At 66.8% G+C, this 20577-nt stretch carries 18 protein-coding genes; 13 read left to right on the top strand and 5 right to left on the bottom strand.

Annotated features, from left to right (window positions below):
* Positions 1-58 precede the first annotated feature (58 nt).
* Complete coding sequence (gene lolA / locus ACMZPQ_RS08000) at positions 59-697, top strand: outer membrane lipoprotein periplasmic chaperone LolA (RefSeq protein ID WP_197580143.1); 639 nt, start codon at positions 59-61, stop codon at positions 695-697.
* Positions 698-876: 179 nt separating this feature from the next.
* Here lolA and ACMZPQ_RS07995 read toward each other — a convergent pair whose 3' ends face one another.
* Entirely contained in the window at positions 877-2046 is a 1170-nt protein-coding gene (locus ACMZPQ_RS07995) for a hypothetical protein (protein ID WP_197580144.1), read from the bottom strand.
* 297 nt (positions 2047-2343) lie between these two features.
* On the opposite strand from ACMZPQ_RS07995, the gene ACMZPQ_RS07990 reads away from it, so the two are divergent.
* Positions 2344-3621: a replication-associated recombination protein A gene (locus tag ACMZPQ_RS07990; RefSeq protein ID WP_241885078.1), complete on the top strand. Its 1278-nt coding sequence runs from the start codon at positions 2344-2346 to the stop codon at positions 3619-3621.
* Positions 3622-3810: 189 nt separating this feature from the next.
* The gene (locus ACMZPQ_RS07985) at positions 3811-4182 is read left to right on the top strand and encodes a DUF805 domain-containing protein (protein ID WP_197580146.1); all 372 of its coding nucleotides are present in this window, start codon (positions 3811-3813) and stop codon (positions 4180-4182) included.
* Between the two features lie 73 nt (positions 4183-4255).
* Here ACMZPQ_RS07985 and ACMZPQ_RS07980 read toward each other — a convergent pair whose 3' ends face one another.
* Positions 4256-4630, bottom strand: a complete 375-nt coding sequence (locus tag ACMZPQ_RS07980) for a hypothetical protein (protein WP_197580147.1) — start codon at positions 4628-4630, stop codon at positions 4256-4258.
* Between the two features lie 282 nt (positions 4631-4912).
* Here ACMZPQ_RS07980 and ACMZPQ_RS07975 point away from each other — a divergent pair, with 282 nt between their 5' ends.
* The 9 genes from ACMZPQ_RS07975 (at position 4913) to ACMZPQ_RS07935 (ending at position 15328) form a co-directional block, all read left to right on the top strand.
* Positions 4913-5941, top strand: coding sequence for an alpha/beta hydrolase (locus tag ACMZPQ_RS07975; RefSeq protein WP_197580148.1), 1029 nt, complete (start codon positions 4913-4915; stop codon positions 5939-5941).
* Positions 5942-6063: 122 nt separating this feature from the next.
* On the top strand, positions 6064-7440 hold the full coding sequence (locus ACMZPQ_RS07970) for a YncE family protein (protein WP_197580149.1): 1377 nt from the start codon (positions 6064-6066) through the stop codon (positions 7438-7440).
* Between the two features lie 51 nt (positions 7441-7491).
* Positions 7492-8538: an ABC transporter substrate-binding protein gene (locus ACMZPQ_RS07965; protein ID WP_197580150.1), complete on the top strand. Its 1047-nt coding sequence runs from the start codon at positions 7492-7494 to the stop codon at positions 8536-8538.
* A complete protein-coding gene (locus tag ACMZPQ_RS07960; RefSeq protein WP_197580151.1) occupies positions 8535-9578 on the top strand; it encodes a FecCD family ABC transporter permease in 1044 nt (347 codons plus the stop codon). Before ACMZPQ_RS07965 ends, ACMZPQ_RS07960 begins: the two co-directional genes overlap by 4 nt.
* Entirely contained in the window at positions 9575-10336 is a 762-nt protein-coding gene (locus ACMZPQ_RS07955; protein WP_197580152.1) for a heme ABC transporter ATP-binding protein, read from the top strand. The genes ACMZPQ_RS07960 and ACMZPQ_RS07955 overlap by 4 nt, the downstream gene beginning before the upstream one ends.
* Positions 10337-10596: 260 nt before the next feature.
* On the top strand, positions 10597-11346 hold the full coding sequence (locus tag ACMZPQ_RS07950; RefSeq protein ID WP_197580153.1) for a hypothetical protein: 750 nt from the start codon (positions 10597-10599) through the stop codon (positions 11344-11346).
* A gap of 449 nt (positions 11347-11795) precedes the next feature.
* Positions 11796-13832, top strand: a complete 2037-nt coding sequence (gene fusA / locus ACMZPQ_RS07945) for an elongation factor G (protein WP_197580154.1) — start codon at positions 11796-11798, stop codon at positions 13830-13832.
* A gap of 357 nt (positions 13833-14189) precedes the next feature.
* Positions 14190-14462, top strand: a complete 273-nt coding sequence (locus tag ACMZPQ_RS07940; protein WP_005409616.1) for a hypothetical protein — start codon at positions 14190-14192, stop codon at positions 14460-14462.
* A gap of 110 nt (positions 14463-14572) precedes the next feature.
* Entirely contained in the window at positions 14573-15328 is a 756-nt protein-coding gene (locus ACMZPQ_RS07935; RefSeq protein ID WP_197580155.1) for a SapC family protein, read from the top strand.
* Here the strand turns inward: ACMZPQ_RS07935 and ACMZPQ_RS07930 are convergent, their stop codons facing one another.
* The 3 genes from ACMZPQ_RS07930 to ACMZPQ_RS07920 all read right to left on the bottom strand — a co-directional run bounded on the left by ACMZPQ_RS07930 (position 15329) and on the right by ACMZPQ_RS07920 (position 18954).
* Positions 15329-17641 (bottom strand): ATP-binding protein, encoded by a 2313-nt coding sequence (locus ACMZPQ_RS07930; RefSeq protein WP_414485941.1) that lies wholly within the window; start codon positions 17639-17641, stop codon positions 15329-15331. It abuts the gene before it with no gap.
* Positions 17638-18264: a response regulator gene (locus ACMZPQ_RS07925; protein WP_197580156.1), complete on the bottom strand. Its 627-nt coding sequence runs from the start codon at positions 18262-18264 to the stop codon at positions 17638-17640. Before ACMZPQ_RS07925 ends, ACMZPQ_RS07930 begins: the two co-directional genes overlap by 4 nt.
* Before the next feature lie 162 nt (positions 18265-18426).
* Complete coding sequence (locus ACMZPQ_RS07920) at positions 18427-18954, bottom strand: helix-turn-helix domain-containing protein (protein ID WP_197580157.1); 528 nt, start codon at positions 18952-18954, stop codon at positions 18427-18429.
* 113 nt (positions 18955-19067) lie between these two features.
* Here ACMZPQ_RS07920 and ACMZPQ_RS07915 point away from each other — a divergent pair, with 113 nt between their 5' ends.
* Complete coding sequence (locus tag ACMZPQ_RS07915; protein ID WP_197580158.1) at positions 19068-20540, top strand: serine hydrolase domain-containing protein; 1473 nt, start codon at positions 19068-19070, stop codon at positions 20538-20540.
* Positions 20541-20577 lie beyond the last annotated feature (37 nt).

The following is a 20577-nucleotide window of genomic DNA, read 5'->3' as shown; positions in this document are numbered from 1 at the left end:
TTTCTCCGGGCACACTGGCTACCACCTTTCCTGGCGTTCGCGCCCACAGGATTCCTGCATGAACTTCCGCTTCCGCCGTTTCCTTGCCACCACCACCTTGGCCGTGGCCTGCGCCGCTGCCGGCAGCGTCTGGGCCGGTGCCCGCGATGACCTGAAGAGCTTCACCAGTGGCCTGAAGGGCCTGGATGGCCAGTTCAGCCAGCAGGTGTTCGACAGCCGCGGCAAGGTGAAGGAATCGACCAGCGGCCGCGTTGCCTTGTCCGCACCGCGCCTGTTCCGCTGGGAGTACGTGCGCCCACACGAACAGCTGATCGTGGCCGACGGCAAGAAGGTCTGGATGTATGAGCCGGACCTGGAACAGGCCACCGTGCGCGAGCAGGGCAAGGAAGAGCAGAACAGCCCGCTGACCGCGCTGATCAATCCGGCGTTGCTGGAGCAGCAGTACGACGTCAGCGAAGAGGCCGCAAAACGTGATGGCCTGCAATGGCTGTCGCTGTCGCCGAAGCGCGAGACCGAAGCCAGCTTCCAGTACGCTGCGCTGGGCTTCAACGCCCAGGGCCTTGCCAAGATGGAAATCACCGACGCGGTCGGCCAGCGCACCGTGATCAGCTTCACTGGCTGGAAGCGCAACCCGGGCTTCGCTGCCGGCACCTTCAGCTTCACCCCGCCGAAGGGCACCGACGTCATCGGCAACTGATCGGGGACGCCGGGCATGGCCCGGCGCTACCTGCTCTGGTGGGTGCCAACCGGCACCACCTTGGTGGGTGTCAACCTTGGTTGACACGCTTTTGATCTGCCGGCCAGCGGCCGGCACTACCGGTCATGGGCTGACTGCCTGGGTGGGTGCCAACCTTGGTTGGCACGCTCTCGGCCGGCTCATCCGTTGTCCGGGTGAACGATCACCTGCCACACGGTGCCATCAAATCGAATCAGATCCCAGGGTGTCAGTACCCACAGCACGCCATCGGCGGAACTGATGTCGTTAATTGCAGCATCCATCAGTTCTTCAGGAATGTCCGCCTTCAGGCGTTCAACCACTCCAGAGTTGGGGCTGTAGAGATAGAGTCCATTCTCTGAGCCGATGTAGATGGCTTGTCCGTACCTGCAAGCGCAATAGAACGGGACTTCGGGGCTGATCTGATGCGGGATCGGCGTGAAACCCGTATTGATCTGCCCCATCAAGATTGTTGCCTCGGTACCGACCAGGAACAGTTCGCCCGAATCCGTTCTGGATGCATGCAGCAGTTCGGCGGAGGTGATCGGCTCCGGAATATTCCAGATGGCCCCATCCCAGTGCGCAATCAGGCCGTCAGAACCGATCGCATAGAGATCGGTAAGGCCGGTTCCGCAGAGGTCATTCACGCTGGCCAGATCCAACTCAGCGAGTAGCTGCTTGACCGCTTGATTCTTGCCGATTTGCGCCAGATCGGCGCGTGATTCTTCAAATCTTCGCCGAAGCTCTGCGTCGCGCTCTGCAGGGTCAGCGGGTAGTGGTGGCACACCGTCCAGTTCGAACAGATGGCCAACGCAGGCAAGCCAGTTGTCGAAATCAATCGACTCAAGATCGTCCTTGAGACTCCCGCGTTCGGGTGCGGGGAAGTGGGTGGGAAGCTGCTTCCAGCCAGTCTCGCTACGGTGATAGATCATCCCGTGCACGCCACAGCAGAACAGATCCTTGCCCAGTTGCCGAACTCGGGTCAGGCCCCCGCAGAAGTGATCACCTTCAGGTGGAATGAGCTCGCATTTCGTGCCTGATCGAGCGAGGTCTTCAAGGTGGCCGTAGAAGTCCAGGGCCAGTACACGGCGCTCCCGCCCGTCCTGTTGTTCAGGGATGAAGATGGCGGACTCGACCTGCCAGTCGGACAGGTCGTGATAGAACCATTTCTCATCCGTTTGATGTTGATAGAAGAACATCCGGGAGGGCGGGCCGGGATCAGGGTCGTAGCATTCGTGCCCCGGGCCAATCCTTGCAGCCAGGTAGTAGATGTCCGCGTCGACGGCGCAGCCAGCAACGAACTCGAGGACATTGGAGTCGGGATCGCGCACGGGTGGGTCCTGAATGGTTGAGTTCCAGATTTTCGGTTACTGATAAGGATGCATGGGCCCCGCGAAAGCATGCTCCATGTGAATCAGCGGCTTACCGATGTATCGGTGGCGCCCGCTTCGGCCCATTTCCGACACATTGCGGGGTTGCCGGCCAGCGGCCGGCACTACCGCCGTTCGTCCGGCCCTGCTTGGCGAAAGCGGTACAATGCGCCGGTGCCAAGACATCGCTCCACCTCCTTCCCCGGCCCCGATCTGCTGAGTGTTGATCGGGAACATCTGCGCCCGCTGGCCGAGCGCATGCGCCCGCGCACCCTGGACGAAATGGTCGGGCAGAAGCGCCTGCTGGCGCCCGACAGTGCGCTGCGCCGCGCGGTCGAATCCGGTCGCGTTCATTCGATGATCCTGTGGGGGCCGCCAGGCTGCGGCAAGACCACGCTGGCGCTGCTGTTGGCCGAGTATTCCGACGCCGAATTCCGTGCCATCTCTGCGGTGCTGTCCGGCCTGCCGGAAGTGCGCCAGGTGCTGGCCGAAGCCGCGCAGCGCTTCGCCGAAGGCCGGCGCACCGTGCTGTTCGTGGACGAAGTGCACCGCTTCAACAAGGCGCAGCAGGATGCGTTCCTGCCGCATATCGAGCGCGGCACCATCCTGTTCGTTGGCGCCACTACCGAGAATCCGTCGTTCGAACTGAACTCGGCGCTGCTGTCGCGCTGCCGCGTGCATGTGCTGGAAGGCGTTTCGCCCACGGACATCGTCGAGGCACTGGAGCGTGCGTTGGGTGACCGCGAGCGCGGCCTGGGCGAAGAGCATATCGAGGTCGCCCCCGAGCTGCTGCTGGAAATCGCCACCGCCGCCGATGGCGACGTGCGCCGTGCGCTGACCCTGCTGGAAATCGCCGCCGAGCTGGCGGGCGGCGAGGGTGGCCGCATCACGCCGCAGACCCTGACCCAGGTGCTCGCCGATCGCACCCGACGCTTCGACAAGGGCGGCGAGCAGTTCTACGACCAGATCTCGGCGTTGCACAAGTCGGTGCGCAGCTCGAACCCGGATGCGGCGCTGTACTGGCTGACCCGCATGCTCGATGGCGGCTGCGATCCGTCCTACCTGGCGCGTCGCCTGACCCGGATGGCCATCGAAGACATCGGCCTGGCCGATCCGCGTGCGCAGAGCATGGCGCTGGAAGCCTGGGACATCTACGAGCGGCTGGGCAGCCCGGAGGGCGAGCTTGCGTTCGCCCAGCTGGTGCTCTATCTGGCCAGCACCGCCAAGTCGAATGCCGGCTATGCGGCGTTCAACCAGGCCAAGGCCGATGTGCGCGAAAGCGGCACCGAAGAAGTGCCGCTGCATCTGCGCAATGCGCCGACCAAGCTGATGAAGGAGCTCGGCTACGGCGCCGAGTACCAGTATGACCATGACGCCGAAGGTGGCATCGCGCTGGACCAGACCGGCTTCCCCGATGCGATGGGCGAGCGGGTGTACTACAACCCGGTGCCACGTGGCCTGGAAATCAAGCTGAAGGAAAAGCTGGACCGGCTGCGTGCCGAGCGCGAAGCGGCGAGGGCGGCCAAGGGCCGTTGACCCCGCTTCCGTAGAGTCGAGCTTGCTCGACTCCGCTCTTGCATGGGCTTACAGGTACCTCTTGGAACAGCAGCCGAGCATGGCTCGGCTCTACAGGGGTAATGGCGGTCGAGCGTGGTTCGTCACCACATTGTTCTGCGCACGCGCATTTGGCACACTGCGCGGCTTCTCTTTTCAAGGATCGATGCCGTGCAGGAAATGATTCTGCCGTTGAAGCGCTACGCGCAGTTCGATGGCCGTGCCAACCGTCGCGAATACTGGATGTTCCAGCTGTTCCTGTTGATCGTCTCGGCCGTCCTGATGGTGCCGCTCATCACCGCTTTGGTGATGCAGTCCGACGGCCTGGGCATCGCGTCGATCATCCTGTTTGCCGTGTTCTGGCTGGCCACCCTGTTGCCGGTCATCGCCGTCACCGTGCGCCGCCTGCATGACTGCAACCAGTCGGGCTGGTTGTACCTGCTGGCCTTCATTCCGTTCGGCGGCCTGGTGATCTTCGTGTTCGCGCTGCTGCCCGGTACGCCGCAGGAAAATGCATACGGCCCGGTGCCTGCGGGGCCGTAACTTGGCATGAGTCGAGCATGGCTCGACGCTACAGGTGCAAAGAAAAGAAGCCGGCGTTTCGCCGGCTTCGTCTTTACTTGAGGCTGCAACTGCCGAAAGACAGGTAGTCCGTGCCCGAGCTGAACTGCAGCGTGCAGCTGGCGGTGAAGACAGCGCCTTCTTCCAGTGCGCCCAGTTTGGCCGCCTGCTGCTCATCATCGCTGGTCAGTCGTGCCAGGACATTGCCCTGGTCATCGCCGGCCTCGATGAGCGGCTCGCCCGCCATGTTGCTGGAAACGCCCAGCGCCACGGCGGTGAAGGTCACCGTCTGGTTGAGTTCCTGCATGCTCAGCGTCGAATTGCCGGCTTCTTCAAAGGCTTGGTAGAGCGTCGGAAGATCCTGTGCGGCATGGGCGGCCAGCGGCGCGAGCAGGCCGAGGGTGAGGGCGATCAGTGTGGTGTGCTTCAAGGGGGTCTCACAATCATGGGATCCAATCCCATGGTGGTTGTGGCGCGGATGAACGCGACCGGGTCGGCGGCAGGCTGCCCGCCGTCCATGGCTGCGCTGGAAGCGGGGCGGTCCAATGCCCCGGTGGGCGGCAAAATAGGTGAAATTCCGCCTTTTGTGCAAGCGGGCGTGCGCGCGCGTGATACACAGCGTGACGTGTGATCGATGTGATAATCATTCGCGTTTGAGGTAGACTGCGGTCCCTTGTGAACCGGCGGCTACGGGCCGCTTCTGCTGCCGCCGATGAAGCATCTTGTCCTGCCTCCGCACCGTGGTCCGCTGGCCCGCGGCCTCGCCGCCCTGATGATGGGTCTGCTCCTGGCCACTCCGTACGCCCATGCGCAGCAGCGCAATCCGCTGCAGAAGATCGGCCACACCGTGCTCGAGGAGCCGGCGGCCAGCTATCGCTTCGAGCATTTCGTGGTGGACAGCCCCGACCAGCAACGCCGCTGGCGGGCGAACGTGGCGATCCCGGCAAAGGCGGGCAAGGCGCCGCTGCCGGTGCTGTACGCGCTGGACGGCAATGCCGTGGCGATGGTGCTGGACCAGCCGATCCTGGCCGAACTGGCGGCACGCAAGGCGCCGCCGGTGCTGGTGCTGATCGGCTACGACAACGACCTGCGCATCGATTCGAAGGCGCGCACCCGCGACTACACCGCGTGGATCGACCGCGCCGACGACGAGAGCGGCACGACCCAGGCAGTAGGCGGGGGCGCCGCCGCGTTCCTTGATGTGATCGAGCGGCGGATCAAGCCCGAGGTCGAGCGCCGCGCACGCATCGATACGCAGCAGCAAGCGCTGTGGGGCCACTCGCTGGGCGGCCTGTTCGTGCTCAACGCGCTGTACACCCGCCCGGCCGCCTTCCAGTCCTACCTGGCAGCCAGCCCGTCGCTGTGGTGGAGCCAGGGTGCGGCGCTGGGCGATCCGGAACAGCAGTTCGTGCAGAACGTGCACGGCCAGCACGCAAAGCTCTGGTTGATGCTGGGCGGCGCGGAGCGCATCGGTGACCGCGGCAAGCGCGACATGAACAACCCGCGCGTGGTCGCGCACCTGCGCCGCATCGGCGGCGCCACCCCGGACGCAGCGATGCAGCTGTCCGAGCGGTTGGGCAAGGTGCCCGGGCTGAGCGTGCACTACCGCGAGTTCGATGGCCTCGGCCACGGTCCGATGCTGCCAGCCTCGTTCCACGCTGCGCTGCATGAGTTGTATGGCGTCACCGATCGCAGCGCGGGCGACGGCGCTGCCACTGGCAGTGACAACGCCGCCGAATGAATCCCCTCGCACGCGATGCCGTGCGACCCCACTACCCAGGCGAGGCTGCCGACGTGCAGCGGCCCAGGCAACCGATGACTTCCGCGCCACGTGGCGCGGCCTACGTGTGCAAGGAGCCTTCCATGTCGTTCCGTCCGTCTTTCCGTCTCACTTCCCTGGCCGCAGGCCTGTTGCTGGCAGTGACCGCCACTGCGCAGCCGGTGTTCGACCAACCGGCCAACGCCACCTTCAAGGGCCAGGTTGTCTCACGCGGTGAGAACGTGGTTCCCGGCAGCACCGCCGACGTGGTCGGCCGCGGTTTCGTGCCGGGCCAGAAGGTCAGCCTGCTGCGTGGCGACAGCGTGCTCAACGCGCAGCCGGTGGTGGTCGATGCCGATGGCAACTTCAAGACCCAGCTGAGCATTCCGGCCGATGCGGTGCCCGGCACCCACCCGGTGGTGGTGCGTGCCAGCCAGCCGGCCGCGGCCACGGTGCTGAAGCTGCGCGTCTCGCCGCAGCTGCCGCTGTCGGGCCAGGCGCAGTTCGCCACCCAGTCCAACAAGCTGGTGCCGGGCCTGTACCAGTCCGCCTACAGTGCCGCCAGCAACGCGGTGTTCGTGACTTCGGCGGTGGGCCGCCCGCCGGTGACCCAGTCGCAGCTGCTGAAGCTGGACCCGAAGACGCTGAAGGTGACCAAGGCGATCACCCCGGCACAGGTGCCGGGCAGCACCAACGGTGCGGTGTACGCGGTCTATGGCGTGGGCGTGGATGACACCAACGGCAATGTCTGGGTCACCAATACCCGCCAGAACTCGATCGCGGTCTATCGCCAGAAGGACCTGTCGCTGGTCCACCAGTTCCCGGTCGATGCCGTGCCGCACGCGCGCGACGTGGTGGTCGACGGTACCCACGGCAAGGTGTTCGCCTCGGCCACCGGCGAGGACCACCTGTCGGTGTTCGACGCCAAGACCCTCAAGGAGCTGCCGCCGGTGACGCTGGAGTCCGGCGTGGACGACGGCAAGTTCACCCCGATGAGCCTGGTGCTGGACGAGAAGGGCGGCAAGCTGTTCACCGTCAGCATCGGTACGCCGGAAGCGGCGGTGATCGACGTGGCCAGCGGCAAGGTCGACAAGGTCATCGACCTGGGCAATTCGATCAGCGCCTCCGGCGTCGCCTTCGATGCCGCACGCAACCGCCTGTACGTGGCCTCGCAGGGCACCGACAACCTGTTGATCGTCGATGTGGCCGCCGGCAAGGTGCTGCATGACGTGCCGGTCGGTGCCGGTGCACTGAACGTCGCCTTCGACGATGCCTCCGGCCTGGCCTACGTCAGCAACCGCGGCGCCGGTACCGTCACCGTGGTCAACGGCGATGGCAAGGTGGTCGCCAACCTTGAGGGCGGCACGCTGCCGAACCACGTCCGCGCCGATGGCAAGGGCAATGTGTTCGCGGTGAACAAGTCGCGCGGCGCCGAAGACCCGAAGGGTGATCGCATCACCCGCATCACCCCGAAGCAGTAAGTCACCGGGCCGGGCGGTGCGTGTGCCGCCCGGCCAGCAAGGAGAACGTCCATGAACATCGCATCCCGTCTGCGCCTGTGTGCGCTTCCGCTGGCTGTTTCGCTGGCGCTGTCCGCCTGCGGTGGCGCGCCGGCCCCGTCTGATGGCCAGAAGCCTGCAGAGGCGCCGGCCGCCTCGGCAGCAGCTGACAGTGCGTTGCCGGCGGGCTGGCAGCGCGTGGCCGGTGCCGAGATGCCGGCTCTGCACGACCAGAAGGCCGTGCTGCCGGCCAGGGTGCATTCCGATGACGGCGCCGATATCGAGGTGGCCGACACCAGCCGCATCGTCGCCGGTGGCGACGATGTCATCGCGGTGATCGAAGCGCTGGGGCTGGGCAAGCAGGTATTTGCTGCGCCGACCAACACCACCACCCAGGCCGGCCTGGCCGCGCCGCACCAGTTTTTGTTCAATCGCACCACCGGCGTAGAGGGCGTGCTGAGCCTGCAGGGCTCGTTGTTCCTGGGCAACAGCCTGCGCCGCCATACCGAGCTGGCGAAGAAGCTGCGCGAAGTGGGTGAGCCGGCCGTGGTCATCGACGATCTGCAGCCGGCGCCGGACAAGGTGCGCAAGGTGGCCGCCGCCCTCGGGCTGGCCGAGGCAGGGCAGGCGCTTGCTACGCAGGTGCAGCGTCAGCTCGACGAGGCTGCAGCGATTGGCAAGGGCCTGGGCCATGCGCCGCGCGTGATCCATGTTTCGGCGACCGGCGCAGGTGGCGCGCCGACCGTGGCCGGTGCCGACAGCGCCTCGGCGCAGCTGATTGCGCTGGCCGGTGGCGTCAACATCGGTACCGAGGCGGGGGTGAAGAACTACTCGCAGCTGAGCAACGAAGGCGTGGTCGCGGCGGCACCGGAGGTGATCCTGGTGACCGAGCATGACCTGCAGCTGTTCGGCGGCGCCGAAGGCCTGTGGAAGTCCTATCCGACGCTGAAGCAGACCCCGGCCGGGCAGGCCAATCGGGTCTGGGTGATGCCGGACGTGCAGCTGAAGTACACCAGCGTCGGTTCCGGTGCCGGTGCGCTGGCCCTGGCCAAGGCCCTGGCGGCGTTGCCGAAGGCATGAGTCCGGCGGATCGGCGCCGCCGTCGCGGGCGGATGATGTTGATGATGGCGTTGCTGGCACTGCTGGGGGCGGTGCTGGCGTCGTTTGCCGTGGGTCCGCTACGACTGCCGCCGCTGGAGGTGGTGCAGGCGCTGGGGGTGAAGCTGGGGCTGCTTGATCCGCAGGCGGTCAGCAGTCGCGACCTGGCCGTGGTCTGGCAGCTGCGCATCCCGCGTGCGCTGCTGGGTGCGATGGTCGGCGCATCGTTGGCGATGGCCGGCGCCAGCCTGCAGGGACTGTTCGGCAATCCCCTGGCCGACCCGGGCATCGTCGGTGTCAGCCAGGGCGCGGCACTGGGGGCGGTGGCCGCCATCGTGCTCGGCGCTGCCGGTGCGGCGGGTTGGCTGGTGCCGGTCGCCGCGTTCGTCGGCGGTGCACTGGCCATCGGCCTGACCTATGCGCTGGCGCGCCCGGGCAAGGGCAGTGGCAATGCCACGCTGCTGCTGGTCGGCATCGCGATGGCCGCGTTCTGCTCGGCGCTGATCGGCTTCCTTACCTACATCGCCAGCGAAAGCGAACTGCAATCGCTGGTGTTCTGGCAGATGGGCTCGTTGGCACGCGCCAACTGGGCCGATGTGGCAGCGGTCGTGCCGCTGTTCGCCATCGGCGTGTTCGCGCTGCAGCGGCTGGCCACGCCGCTCGACATGCTGGCGCTGGGCGAGCGCCAGGCACAGCACCTCGGGCTGGATGTGACCCGCACCCGTCGCCGCCTGGTCGCGTTCAGTGCGCTGCTGGTGGGCGCAGCGGTGGCGTTTGCCGGTTCGATCAGTTTCGTTGGCCTGGTGGTGCCGCACGTGGCGCGCCTGCTGGTCGGCCCAGGCCATCGCTGGTTGCTGCCGTTATCCGGGCTGTTGGGCGCGCTGCTGATCGTGGTGGCCGACACTGCTGCACGCACGCTCGATCCCCCCGCGGAGATTCCGCTGGGCCTGTTCTCGGCCGCGCTGGGCGCACCGTTCTTCCTCTGGCTGGTGCTGCAGCAGCGCCGCAAGGCGGCGCCATGAGCGTGCTGTTGAAGCTGCACGAGGTGGTGGTGCGCCGCCAGCAGCGCGAAATCCTGCACGGCATCTCGCTGGCGTTCGAGCCAGGGACGGTGACTGCGCTGGTAGGCCCCAATGGCGCAGGCAAATCCACGTTGCTGGCGGTGGCGGCCGGTGATCTTCGCGCTGATGCGGGCGAGGTGAGCCTGCTGGGCAAACCGCTGGCTACCTTCAAGGCTGGGCCGCTGGCGCGCGAACGCGCGGTGATGCCGCAGGAGCATGGCGTGCGTTTCGCCTTCAGCGTGGAAGAAGTGGTGGCGATGGGGCGCTTGCCGCACCCGCCCAACCCGGTTGCCGATGATGCCCAGGTGGAAGCGGCGATCGATGCCGCCGAACTGCAGGCGCTGCGCCTGCGCGAAGTGCAGCAGCTGTCCGGCGGCGAGTCTGCGCGCACCACGTTTGCGCGCGTACTGGCTCAGGACACGCCGCTGCTGCTGCTGGACGAGCCGACCGCCGCGCTGGACCTGCGCCACCAGGAGCGCACCCTGCGCAGCGTGCGGGCCTGCGCCGAAGCCGGTGCCTGCGTGATCGTGGTGCTGCATGATCTGAATCTGGCAGCGGGCTATGCCGATCGCATCGTGCTGCTGGAGCAGGGCAGGGTGGCGGCAGACGGCACGCCGTTGCAGGTGCTGACCGAGGACAACCTGCAGCGGGTCTACCAGCAGGATGTGGTGGTGCTGGAGCATCCGCGGCGTGGTGTGCCGTTGGTGGTGGTGACCTGAGGTCGCTGGATGTCGCAATCAGCTCGGTATTTGGCTCCGCGCAACGGCTTTCAGGTTCAGGGTACCCGGCCTCGCCGGGCTGGGTGAACAGGGCGCTGGCCCGCGATCTTCCGACAGCGGCGTGGCCGTGACGCACGTCGTTTGAGGCGGACAGGTACGCCTGGCTGAATGGTGTTGATCGTGATGGGGTGCGGTGGAGCTCCTCGTCATGCTGCGACGTACCATCGATGGTTCGCTTTTTTCAACGGAATGCCTCCTCCATGAACCATCATTTCCCCCGTGCCGCACTGCTTGCCTCGCTGGCCGCAACCGCGTGCACCGGCCAGGCCGCACCCACCCGCACGGTGTCGATCGAAAAAGCGGCCGACCAGGCCACGTCGATCGATACCCGCCATGCCACTGGCGCAGGCGCAAAACCTGACCTGTTCACCACGCACTACTACGCAGGTGGCGCGATGCTGATGGCCTGGGCCGACCAGCAGGTGCTGCTGCTCTGCAAGAAGTCGGCGTACCTCAACTTGCCGGGCATGAAGCCCGCGGCCATCGATCTGCCGCTGGAGAAGCGTCAGATGGTTGGCTACCAGGCCATGATGGCTGGCTACGGCGGCATCGCCGCGATTGGCGGGCTGGTGAATGGCACGGTGGAGGTGGCCGATGATGGTAGCGAAGTGCGCCGCCCCACCGAGCGCTCCTGGGCGTACGGCATTGAACGCTACGATGTGATCAGCCAGCGCATGCCCGATGGTGCACTGCGCGTGCGGGCGCTGAAGACTGCAACGGTGAACACGGCCAAGCCGTCCAAGCCGGGAGACACCTTCAGCACCGATGAGGACCAGGCGGCGCGCCTGAGCGAGCTGGGTGCGGTGGGGAGCTGGACGGAAATCACGATCCATGACACGCCCAGGCGCGGGCAGATCCATGGCGATTACTCGCTGAAGGGCTGGGTCTCGGTGACGGGCGACCAGGCCGCGACGGTGAGCGAGGCCCGGCGCATCAACGGCTGTGAGTGATTCTGCCTTGGAGTCGGAGGCTTTCGTGCAGCGAACAACGCTGACCCCGGCAAGCCTCATCGTTCCATCCATGCGCGCAATATTCACTTGCGCGCCAGATTGGCAGGTCTAGAATGCGCCCCATGAACCGGATGCCGCTCCTGAAGTTTTTCACCCTGACCCGCGCAAGCGCGGAACGGGCGTGTCTGCCTGGAGCCCCACGAGGCCGCTGAGTCGGCCGTCGCTGGACCTTCCACAGAGCGCCCTCCGGGGCGCTCTTTTCGTTTCTGCTTTCCCGCAAGTCGAATAACAGTCGACTCTACCCCGTCGACGCCAACCAGTCGACGCCACCCGATGTACCGCAAGGAGAACGTGCCATGCACCAGATCGCCGAGACCGAACGCTAGCCGCGCACCCTGTCGCCAACCGGGGTGTGCGGCCCCCGAAGTTGGCTTTGCAGGAACCTCTTCATGAACACCCAGACCCTTTCCCGTCGCCGCAACCTCGGCATCATTGCCCACATCGACGCCGGCAAGACCACGCTGACCGAACGCCTGCTGTGGAAGAGCGGCGAGATCCATCGCGTCGGCGAAGTGCACGACGGCAATGCGACCACCGATTTCTCGGCGATCGAGCGCGAGCGCGGCATCACCATCGGCGCGGCTGCCGTGCAGGCGCAATGGGCGCCGCGTGATCTGCCGCCGCATCGGTTGACCTTGATCGACACCCCCGGCCACATCGACTTCGCCATTGAAGTCGAGCGTTCGCTGCGCGTGCTCGACGGTGCCGTGGCCGTGTTCTCGGCGGTGGATGGCGTGCAGCCGCAGTCCGAAACCGTGTGGCGCCAGGCGCGCCGCCACCGCGTGCCGCTGATCGCCTTCGTCAACAAGATGGATCGCGTCGGTGCTTCCTTCGAGCGCGTGCTGGAGCAGCTGCAGGACAAACTGCGGGCGCGACCGTGGGCGCTGGGCGTGCCGCTGGGCAGCGAGAGCGACTTCAACGGCTGGGTCGATCTGGTCGATGAGCGTGTGCTGCAGTGGCACGACGGCGCTGCGGCGACGATCACCGCGTGGGACGACGCAGCGCGCACGCAGTGGCAGGCGCGGCGCGATGCGCTGGTCGAGGCCGTAGCGGACCACGACGAGCTGCTGGCCGATGCCTGGCTGGAAGGTCGCGTGATCGATGCGGAACAGTTGCGTGCAGCCATCCGGCGCGCAACGTTGGCCGGTGCCGGGGTACCGGTGTTGGCTGGCGCGGCGTTCAAGGACAAGGGCATCGAAACGTTGCTGGATGCGGTGGTCGATTACCTGCCATCGCCGCTGGATCGCCCGGCCGTGGTCGCTGAAAGCGAGGGCGGCGAGGTGGTGCTGCCGCCGGATCCGGACGGTCCGTTGGCCGGCCTGCTGTTCAAGATCACCCACCAGCAGCACGGCGCGCTGAGTTTCGTGCGGCTGTACTCGGGCACCTTGAAGGTGGGCGATGCGCTGGCCAGTTCGCAGCATCCGCAGGGACGGCGCGTGAGCCGCCTGGTGCGGGTGCAGGCCGACCAGACCCACGACATCGAACAGGCCGTGGCCGGTGACATCGTCGCGGTGCTGGGCTGGAAGGATGCGGTCAGTGGTGAAACGCTGAGCGGCCGTGGCCAGCCGTTGCGCCTGGAAAGCATCCGGTCGCAGGCACCGGTGCTGGCGTGGCGGTTGGAGCCGGCGCGTGCGGCCGACCTGATCCGGATGGCGCAGGGGCTGGCCAGCCTGGCCCAGGAGGATCCGTCGTTCCGCGTCGAGACCGATCGCGATACGGCCGAAACCCTGGTCTGGGGCATGGGCGAGCTGCACCTGGAGGTGATGGTCGAGCGCCTGCGCAGCGAATGGAAGGTCGACGTGGGCGTGGGTGCGCCGCGCGTGGCCTACCAGGAGACGCCGCTGCGTGCGATGACCGGCATCGTCGGGCGGCTGGTCAAGCAGACCGGCGGCCAGGGCCAGTTCGCGCAGGTGGTGCTGGACGTGGCGCCGCGCGAGGACGGTGAGGTCGTGTTCAACGATCGCATCGTCGGTGGCGTGGTGCCGCGCAGCTTCATCGCGGCGGTGGAGAAGGGCGTGCGCGCTGCGCTGTCGGAAGGCCCGCAGGGTCATCCGGTGGTCGGCATCGAGGTCAGCCTGGTCGATGGCCAGACCCATGCCAAGGACTCTTCGGAGATGGCATTCCATCGCGCCGGCGCCGAGGCGATCAAGGCGGCGCTGGCAGAAGGCGGCACGCAGCTGCTGGAGCCGGTGATGGCGGTGACGGTGCACTCGCCCTCGGCGTCGGTGGGCGACGTGGTCGGTGACCTCAACCGCCGCCACGGACGCATTGCCCGCATCGACGACCTGGAGGGTCGCGCCGAGGTCAGCGGTTTTGCACCGTTGGCGCAGCTGGTGGGCTACACCACCTCGCTGCGTTCGCTCAGCCAGGGGCGGGCCAGCAGCGAAGCGCACCTGCATGGCTACGAGCCGGTACGCGCTGCATGAGGAAGGCGAGGGGAGCCCGTGCGCGGGCTCCCTTTTTTGTGTTGGTGTGGGTATGCGTATCCACGCATGGCGTGGATCTACCGGGCGTCGGAGGGGTTCCGCATCCACGCATGGCGTGGATCTGCCGGGGGTTGGCGGGGTTTCGTATCCACGCGTGGCGTGGGTCTGCCCGCTGCGGTTGGGTGTGCGTATCCATGTGGGTCTGCAGTAGATCCACGCCATGCGTGGATGAATCCGTCGCGGCCCACGGAAATTTTGCATTGCACCGCAACAAAACTGCAGAAAAAGCTGGATTAAAGTGATGCCTCACGATAAATTGCGCACCCCCCGTTGCTCGCCGCCGCCCGCACCCCTCTCATGCGTGATGACAAAGACCCCGGAACCCTGGAGCTGACCCTGCCGCGCAAGCGCGGTCGTCCGCCGAAGTTCGGGTACGCCATGAGCGATGCGCAGCGCGCCGCGCGCTATCGTGCGCGCAGGGCGGGACAGGCCAACCACGCCGACGTGCGTTCCTGCTCGGACATGGTGCTGCTGGACAAGATACGCGCTGCGGTGAGCGCTCGCGATACCGAACTGGCGGGTTTTCTGGTCCACGTGCTCTGGCAGCGCTACCCCCTGCAGCTGAAATAGGCCGTCGGTGGGGTGGCCGTTGTCATCGAGCTTGTTGATAATGCGGGATTCAGGTTGTTCCCGCTGGCGCGCCCGGGATGGCAGGCGCGCATGATCGAACGGTTCCCAAGATGACCACCACCAGCGACACCACCACCGAAGCGGCGCAGAGCGGCGCTCCCTTGTTCTACACCCGTCCGGTGCCGCTGCAGGCCGATGTGCACGCCGACCTGCGCATCCTGCCGGGCAGGCTCGAGTTTGCTGCGGGCAACAACGCCATTCCGTTGGTGCTGGGCGAGTTCTCGCTGGCGCTGCACCACTTCCCGATCCTGTTCGCCGGCCCGACGGCGGTGCCGATGGCGGCCGTTGGCGTGTCCGACCAGAACCTGTTCATCAAGGACGGCCTGTGGGAAGACGAGGCCTACATCCCGGCCTACCTGCGTCGCCACCCCTTCATCTTCATCGACACCGGCTCGGACAATGATTTCCTGCTGGGCATCGACGAAGAAAGCTCGCGCGTGGTCAAGGGCGGTGACGAGGGCCAGCCGCTGTTCGTCGATGGCAAGGCCACCGAGATGGTGCAGCAGGCGCTGGAATTCTGCGGCCAGTTCACGCGTGAGCACGAGCAGACCCAGGCCTTCTCCAAGGCCCTGATCGACAACGGCCTGCTGGTCGAGCGCAACGCCACCGTGCGTACCCCGGATGGCCGTGAGTTCAACCTCAATGGCTTCCAGGTCGTCGACGTCGAGAAGTTCGTCGCGCTGCCGGAAGCGACCGTGGTCGAGTGGCATCGCAGTGGCTGGCTGGCACTGATCCATCAGCACCTGATGTCGCTGGGCCGCTTCAACGACCTCACCCGTCGCCAGGTCGAGCGCCTGGCGGCCTGATCAGGCCGAGGGCATGGCTTCCGCAACGCGGGAGCCATGCCAGTCGCGCAGCGCCTGCAACAGGCGCCGCGCGTCGATCCAGTCGGGCACGGCGTCGTTGCCCAGCGACCAGAGATCGGCAGCGATGTCGGCCGGGTCGGCCGCCCCGCAGAGCTGCAGGGCGCCCTGCAGTCGGTGTGCGTGATGACGCAGGGCGGCTCCATCGCATGCATCCACGGCTCGAGCGATGCCGAGCAGTTCGCTGTTGATGTCGGCCAGGGCGTCACCATCCAGCGCCACACGACTGTCGATCAGTGCGGGCGCTTCGTCCGCCACCACCCCCAGTGCCTGCAGCAACTGTGCTGACTGCAGCGGCTTGCCGAGTGCTGCATCGAAACCGGCCTCGCGGCAGCGCGCCGCATGCCCGCGGCCTTCCCGGGCCGAGAGTGCAATCAGCCGCAGGGGCGGGCCCGCCGGGGCACGCAGTGCTTTCGCCAGTGCATAACCGTCCATGTCCTGCAGGCCGATATCGATCAGTACAGTGCGCCGCGGGTGCCGCGCCTGCTCGGCGAGTGCGCCGGCTGCCGTGTCCACCGCATGCACCTGCGCGCCAAGTTGGCGCAGCTGCTCAGCGATGATCCGGCGATTGAGGGGGTGGTCCTCGACCAGCAGCAGGTCGAGCCCGTCCAGAGGCGTGTGGGTGGGCTCGGCCATTACCGGCGCGGCGCCGTTGCCGCCGCTTCGAACCGGCAGGCGCAGGGTGAAGCGGGTGCCGCGCTCCTGCACGCTGTGCAGGGCAAGGTTGCCGCCCATCGCGAACGCCAGCTCGCGGGCGATCGCCAGGCCAAGTCCGCTGCCACCGCGTGCCTGTCCTTCTTCTGCCTGCTGGAAGGGCCGGAACAGTCGCGCCGCCTGTTTGGCGCTGATGCCGATGCCGCTGTCGATCACATCCAGCAGCAGTTCCCGCGGATCATCCGCCGGCATCAGTTGCAGGCGCAGGTCGATGCCGCCGAGGTCAGTGAACTTCACGGCATTGCCGAGCAGGTTGTCGACGATCTGGCGCAGGCCTTCCGGGTCCAGCATCACCGATGGCGCCGGTTCCGGCGTGCATTCAAGCCGCAGGTGCAGCCCCTTGACCTGCGCCTGTGGCCGAACCGCATCCAGGGCCTGATGGCAGAGCGCTGCCACGTCGCAGGCACGTGCGCGTGGCCTGAACCCGCCGTTGGCGAGGCGTGAGAAATCCAGCGAACGGCCCAGCAGGCTGCGCAATGACGTGCCCGCTGCGTTGGCGGCGGCGAGCAGCGTCCGTTGCCCGGCGTCCAGTGGCGATTGGCCGAGCAGGTCGATCGAGGCGAGTACCGCATGCGTTGCGTTGCGCACCTCATGGCTGATCATGCCCATCGCCCGTGCGCGGCTGCGCGTGCCATGCCCGAGGCGCGGGCGCAGCGCGTGCCACAGCAGAGGCAGGCCGCCGAGTGCCGCGGCCAGGGCCACAAGCCAATACGGGGGCGGCGCGCGCATCCAGCCCAATGCGCGCTCGACGGAGGCAGGCAGCATCTGCTGGGCCCAGAGCTGCAGCAGGCCTGCATGCTCCTCCAGCGTGATGTCCTGCAGCGCCTGCTCGATGCGGGCCAACAGCTGCGCGTCTTCGCTGCGCACGAGCAGGCGCAGGTCGGCGGAGAAGTCGGTGTCGAACGGATGCAGCTGCATCGCGTCTGCGAAATGACGTCGGATGATCGGCTGTAGCGTGGTTTCCACGCCCAGCGTCGCGTCGGCAACGCCCGAGGCAACGGCGGCGAGTGCGGCGTGGCGGTTGGGCAGGTGCAGCCGGCGGACGTTCGGATGATGCGTGGCCAGCCAGTCGGCATACGGGCCGCCGTCGACCACGGCCAGTGTCCGGCCATCCAGTCCTGCAAAGCTATGGGGCAATGGCTCGCCGGCGCGCCCGGCCAGCATTATCCTGCCATTGCGGAAACGCCGGGATGCCAGCAGGTTCGGGCAAGGGGGCTGCAGGTGAGGGGTAATGCCCACCACTACGGTCAGGTCGGCTTCGTCGCGGCACACTGCGGCGATCGATGCAGCGGTGCTGGGGTAGGCGTGCTCCCGGAAAGTCAGCTGGGAGTGCCTGGTGACCAGGTCGGCATAGCCATGGGCCAGGGTGGGCGTCGCTTCGGCAAGTTCAGCAGGCAGCGGGCGCAGCGAGGGTGCGGTGGCCACGCGGACCACGCTCCCGGGTCGCCATGGCAGCGGTTGTGTGTCCTCGGCCGATGCGGCCGGCAGCAGCAGGAGTGCCAGCAGCAGGGACAGGGAAGAGCGCAGGCGCCGCCGCTTCACGGCCCCCCCAGTTGCCGGCGCATGGCATAGATCTCCACGTCGTTGCGCAGGCCCAGCTTGCGCAGTGCGGCAATCTTCTGGGTGCTGATGGTCTTGACGCTGCGGTGACGGCGCAGCGCGATTTCGGAAACGGTGAGGCCTTCCAGCACCAGTTCCAGCACCTCGCGCTCGTTGCGGCTGAGGTCGTCGCAGTTTGCCGGCTGCATGCGGTCCGGCGGCAGCCGGCTCTGGCCAAGCCAGGCGCCTACGATCGCCTCGGACAGCATCGACAGGGGCTCGGCCTTGCTGACGATGCCGCTGATTCCCGCGGCCAGCAGGCGGTTGATGTCGGTGGTGGGCGATAGCGTGGCGAAAGCCAGGAGGACGAGGTTGGGATAGGTCTCGCGCAGCAGGGGGGCCAGTTCCGTGCCGCTGCGATCGCCGTGGGCCAGGGTCAGATCGATGATCGCGACGTCCACATCGATCCGCTGCAGGTCGCGGATGAGGTCGTCGCTGTGTGCGTGGCTGGCGACGATATGGAAGCGGTCGTCACGGGACAGGTGCAGTGCGGTGCCGCGGCGGGCGATCTCATGGTCGTCCAGGAGAGCCAGATTCAATTGGCGCGGTGCAGGGAGTCCGTTCATGCGCGGGGAGGCAATGGGCGCCCGCAGGCGTGGTGCCCATTCTGGCGCCGCTGTCGCGACGAACATCGAAATCGTTCGATTTTTGCGATTATTCCTAAGTATCGATCATTGCTGGGTATTGAATGCGGCAATGTTCATTGATGGCGGCGATGGGTCGGCCGGTCAGGTCGATGTTCCGCGCGGCGGGTGTGCGGCGGGCGCCAACAGCACGGTCAGCAGCAGGGGTTCGCCCTGGGCGCTGCCTTCGAGCCCGGCCGCTTCCAGCTCTTCGATCAATGCATTGATGCGGGCGAGGCGCTCGTCGTCCGCGCGGAAGGCCAGGTGCCTGACCGCGCAGTTGCGGTGTGGCCCTTCAAAGCGCGCGGCGGCATGGGTGGCGGCGGAAGCGAACGCACGCAGGGTGGCGGCGACCACGCGCGTTGCCACGCGGACGAGGCTCCGCCGCCCGGACGCGGTGCGCACGGCATCGCGGGAGGACAGGTGTGCTGACGCCGCCGCGTAGACGGCTTCGGGCCGGCGGCCAGTGTCGCGGTGTTCGGTGATGCGTACCAGCCCGTGCTTCTGCAGGTGCGCCAGATGGTGGTAGAGCGCTGTGGCCGGACGGCCCAGGCGCTCGGCAAGCTCGCGGATGCTCGCAGGGCCCTCCGCATCCAGGCGCTGCAGTATCGCCATCCGCGCGGGGGAGGCCATGGCCGCAAGCTGGGTGGGCGTCAGCTTGAGTGGTGCTGGAGCGGGTCGGCTTGCGGGCGAGGAAGTCATAATTCAAACTATAGTTCAAATTTGAATTATTCGGGGATTCGGAAATGCGAACGGCATGGTGTTGGATTGCCCTGGGCGGCCTGCTGCTCGCGACCACAGCTGGTGCCTGGCCCGCGGCTGCCACGGAAGTGGCAGGTGGCGACGCCTCGGGCAGCGCGAGCGCCGCACTGGATGCCGCCGCGATCGAACGGATCGACCGTGGCGTCGATCAGGTCATGCGTCGTTTCAGTGTTCCTGGTGCGGCGGTGATGGTCCTTCAGAACGGGCGCCTGATCCATGCCAAGGCCTACGGCCAGCGCGATGTAGCGCGGCGGCTGGCGGTGCGTACCGACACGCCCTTCGAGATCGGCTCGATCACCAAGCAGTTCACCGCCGCTGCGGTCGTGCAGCTGCAGGAGGCCGGCAGGCTCAGCCTGGATGATCCGCTCGCCCGCTATCTGCCGGACGCCCCGCATGCGCACGAGGTGACCCTGCGCCAGCTGCTGTCCCATACCAGCGGCCTGCACGACTATTTCGACGGGCCCGAGCACGAGGTTGATGCCCTGGTGACGCAGCCGATTGCGTTTGACCGGCTGCTCGCGCGAATCAGCGACCGTCCCCTCGATTTCGAACCGGGCAGCCGCTGGTCGTACTCCAATACCGGCTACATGCTGCTCGGCCGGGTCATCGAGGTGGTATCGGGCGAGCGCTACGCCGACTACTTGCGACGGCATCTGCTGCAGCCGCTGGGCATGCGGCACACCTTTACCCTCGCCGATACGGGGCGGCTGGGTGGCATGGCGGTGGGCTATCGGCACGAGGCGGGCGTCCTGCGCCGCTCGCCCTATTTCCACCCCGACTGGAGCGGCGCCGCCGGCTTCCTGGTCAGTACGCTGGACGACCTCGCACGATGGGACCGCGGCCTGAGCGAGGGCAGGGTGGTCAGCCAGGCCGGCTACCGCGAAATGATCACGCCGGTTCACACCGGCGAGGGCGGCAGTGCCGACTATGGGCTGGGGTTGTTCGTCAATGCGGTTTACGGCCAGGCCCGGATTGGCCATACCGGTGGCTCTCAGGGGTTCACCACCGCCGACGAGTATTTCCCCGATCTTGGGCTGCGCATCATTGCCTTCACCAATCTTGGAGACAAGACGCCGGAGGCCGGCATCACGCTGACCAATGCGGTCTTCAGTGCGCTTCATCCCGCCATCGTCGCTGCGTGGAGCCGGCCTGCGCCTGGCGAAGACGCCGCAGTGACGGCGCGGGCGAGGGCGTCGTTTGAACAGCTGCAGGCCGGGCAAGGCTATGCGGATTTCAGTGCGAACCTGCGTGCAAAGCTGGAGGCCGGGCTGGGGGACGGGCTATCGAAGGCGATCGGGCCCTACGGCAAGCCGGCGACCTTGGTTTTCAAGGGCACGCAGGGCAGCGAGAAGGGCACGATGTACCGTTACGTGGCCACGTTCGGCCCCGGCGTGTTCATGCCGTACATGATCCGCCCCGACGAAGAAGGCAGGGTTGCAGGGTTCGCGCTGGATTGAGTGCCGGTGCGAAGGCGGAGGCGTAGCCCTGATCTTC

This window comes from Stenotrophomonas maltophilia (genome assembly GCF_047497515.2).
In the GTDB taxonomy this organism is placed as follows: Bacteria; Pseudomonadota; Gammaproteobacteria; order Xanthomonadales; family Xanthomonadaceae; genus Stenotrophomonas.
This window is presented reverse-complemented; position numbering and strand designations above follow the sequence as displayed.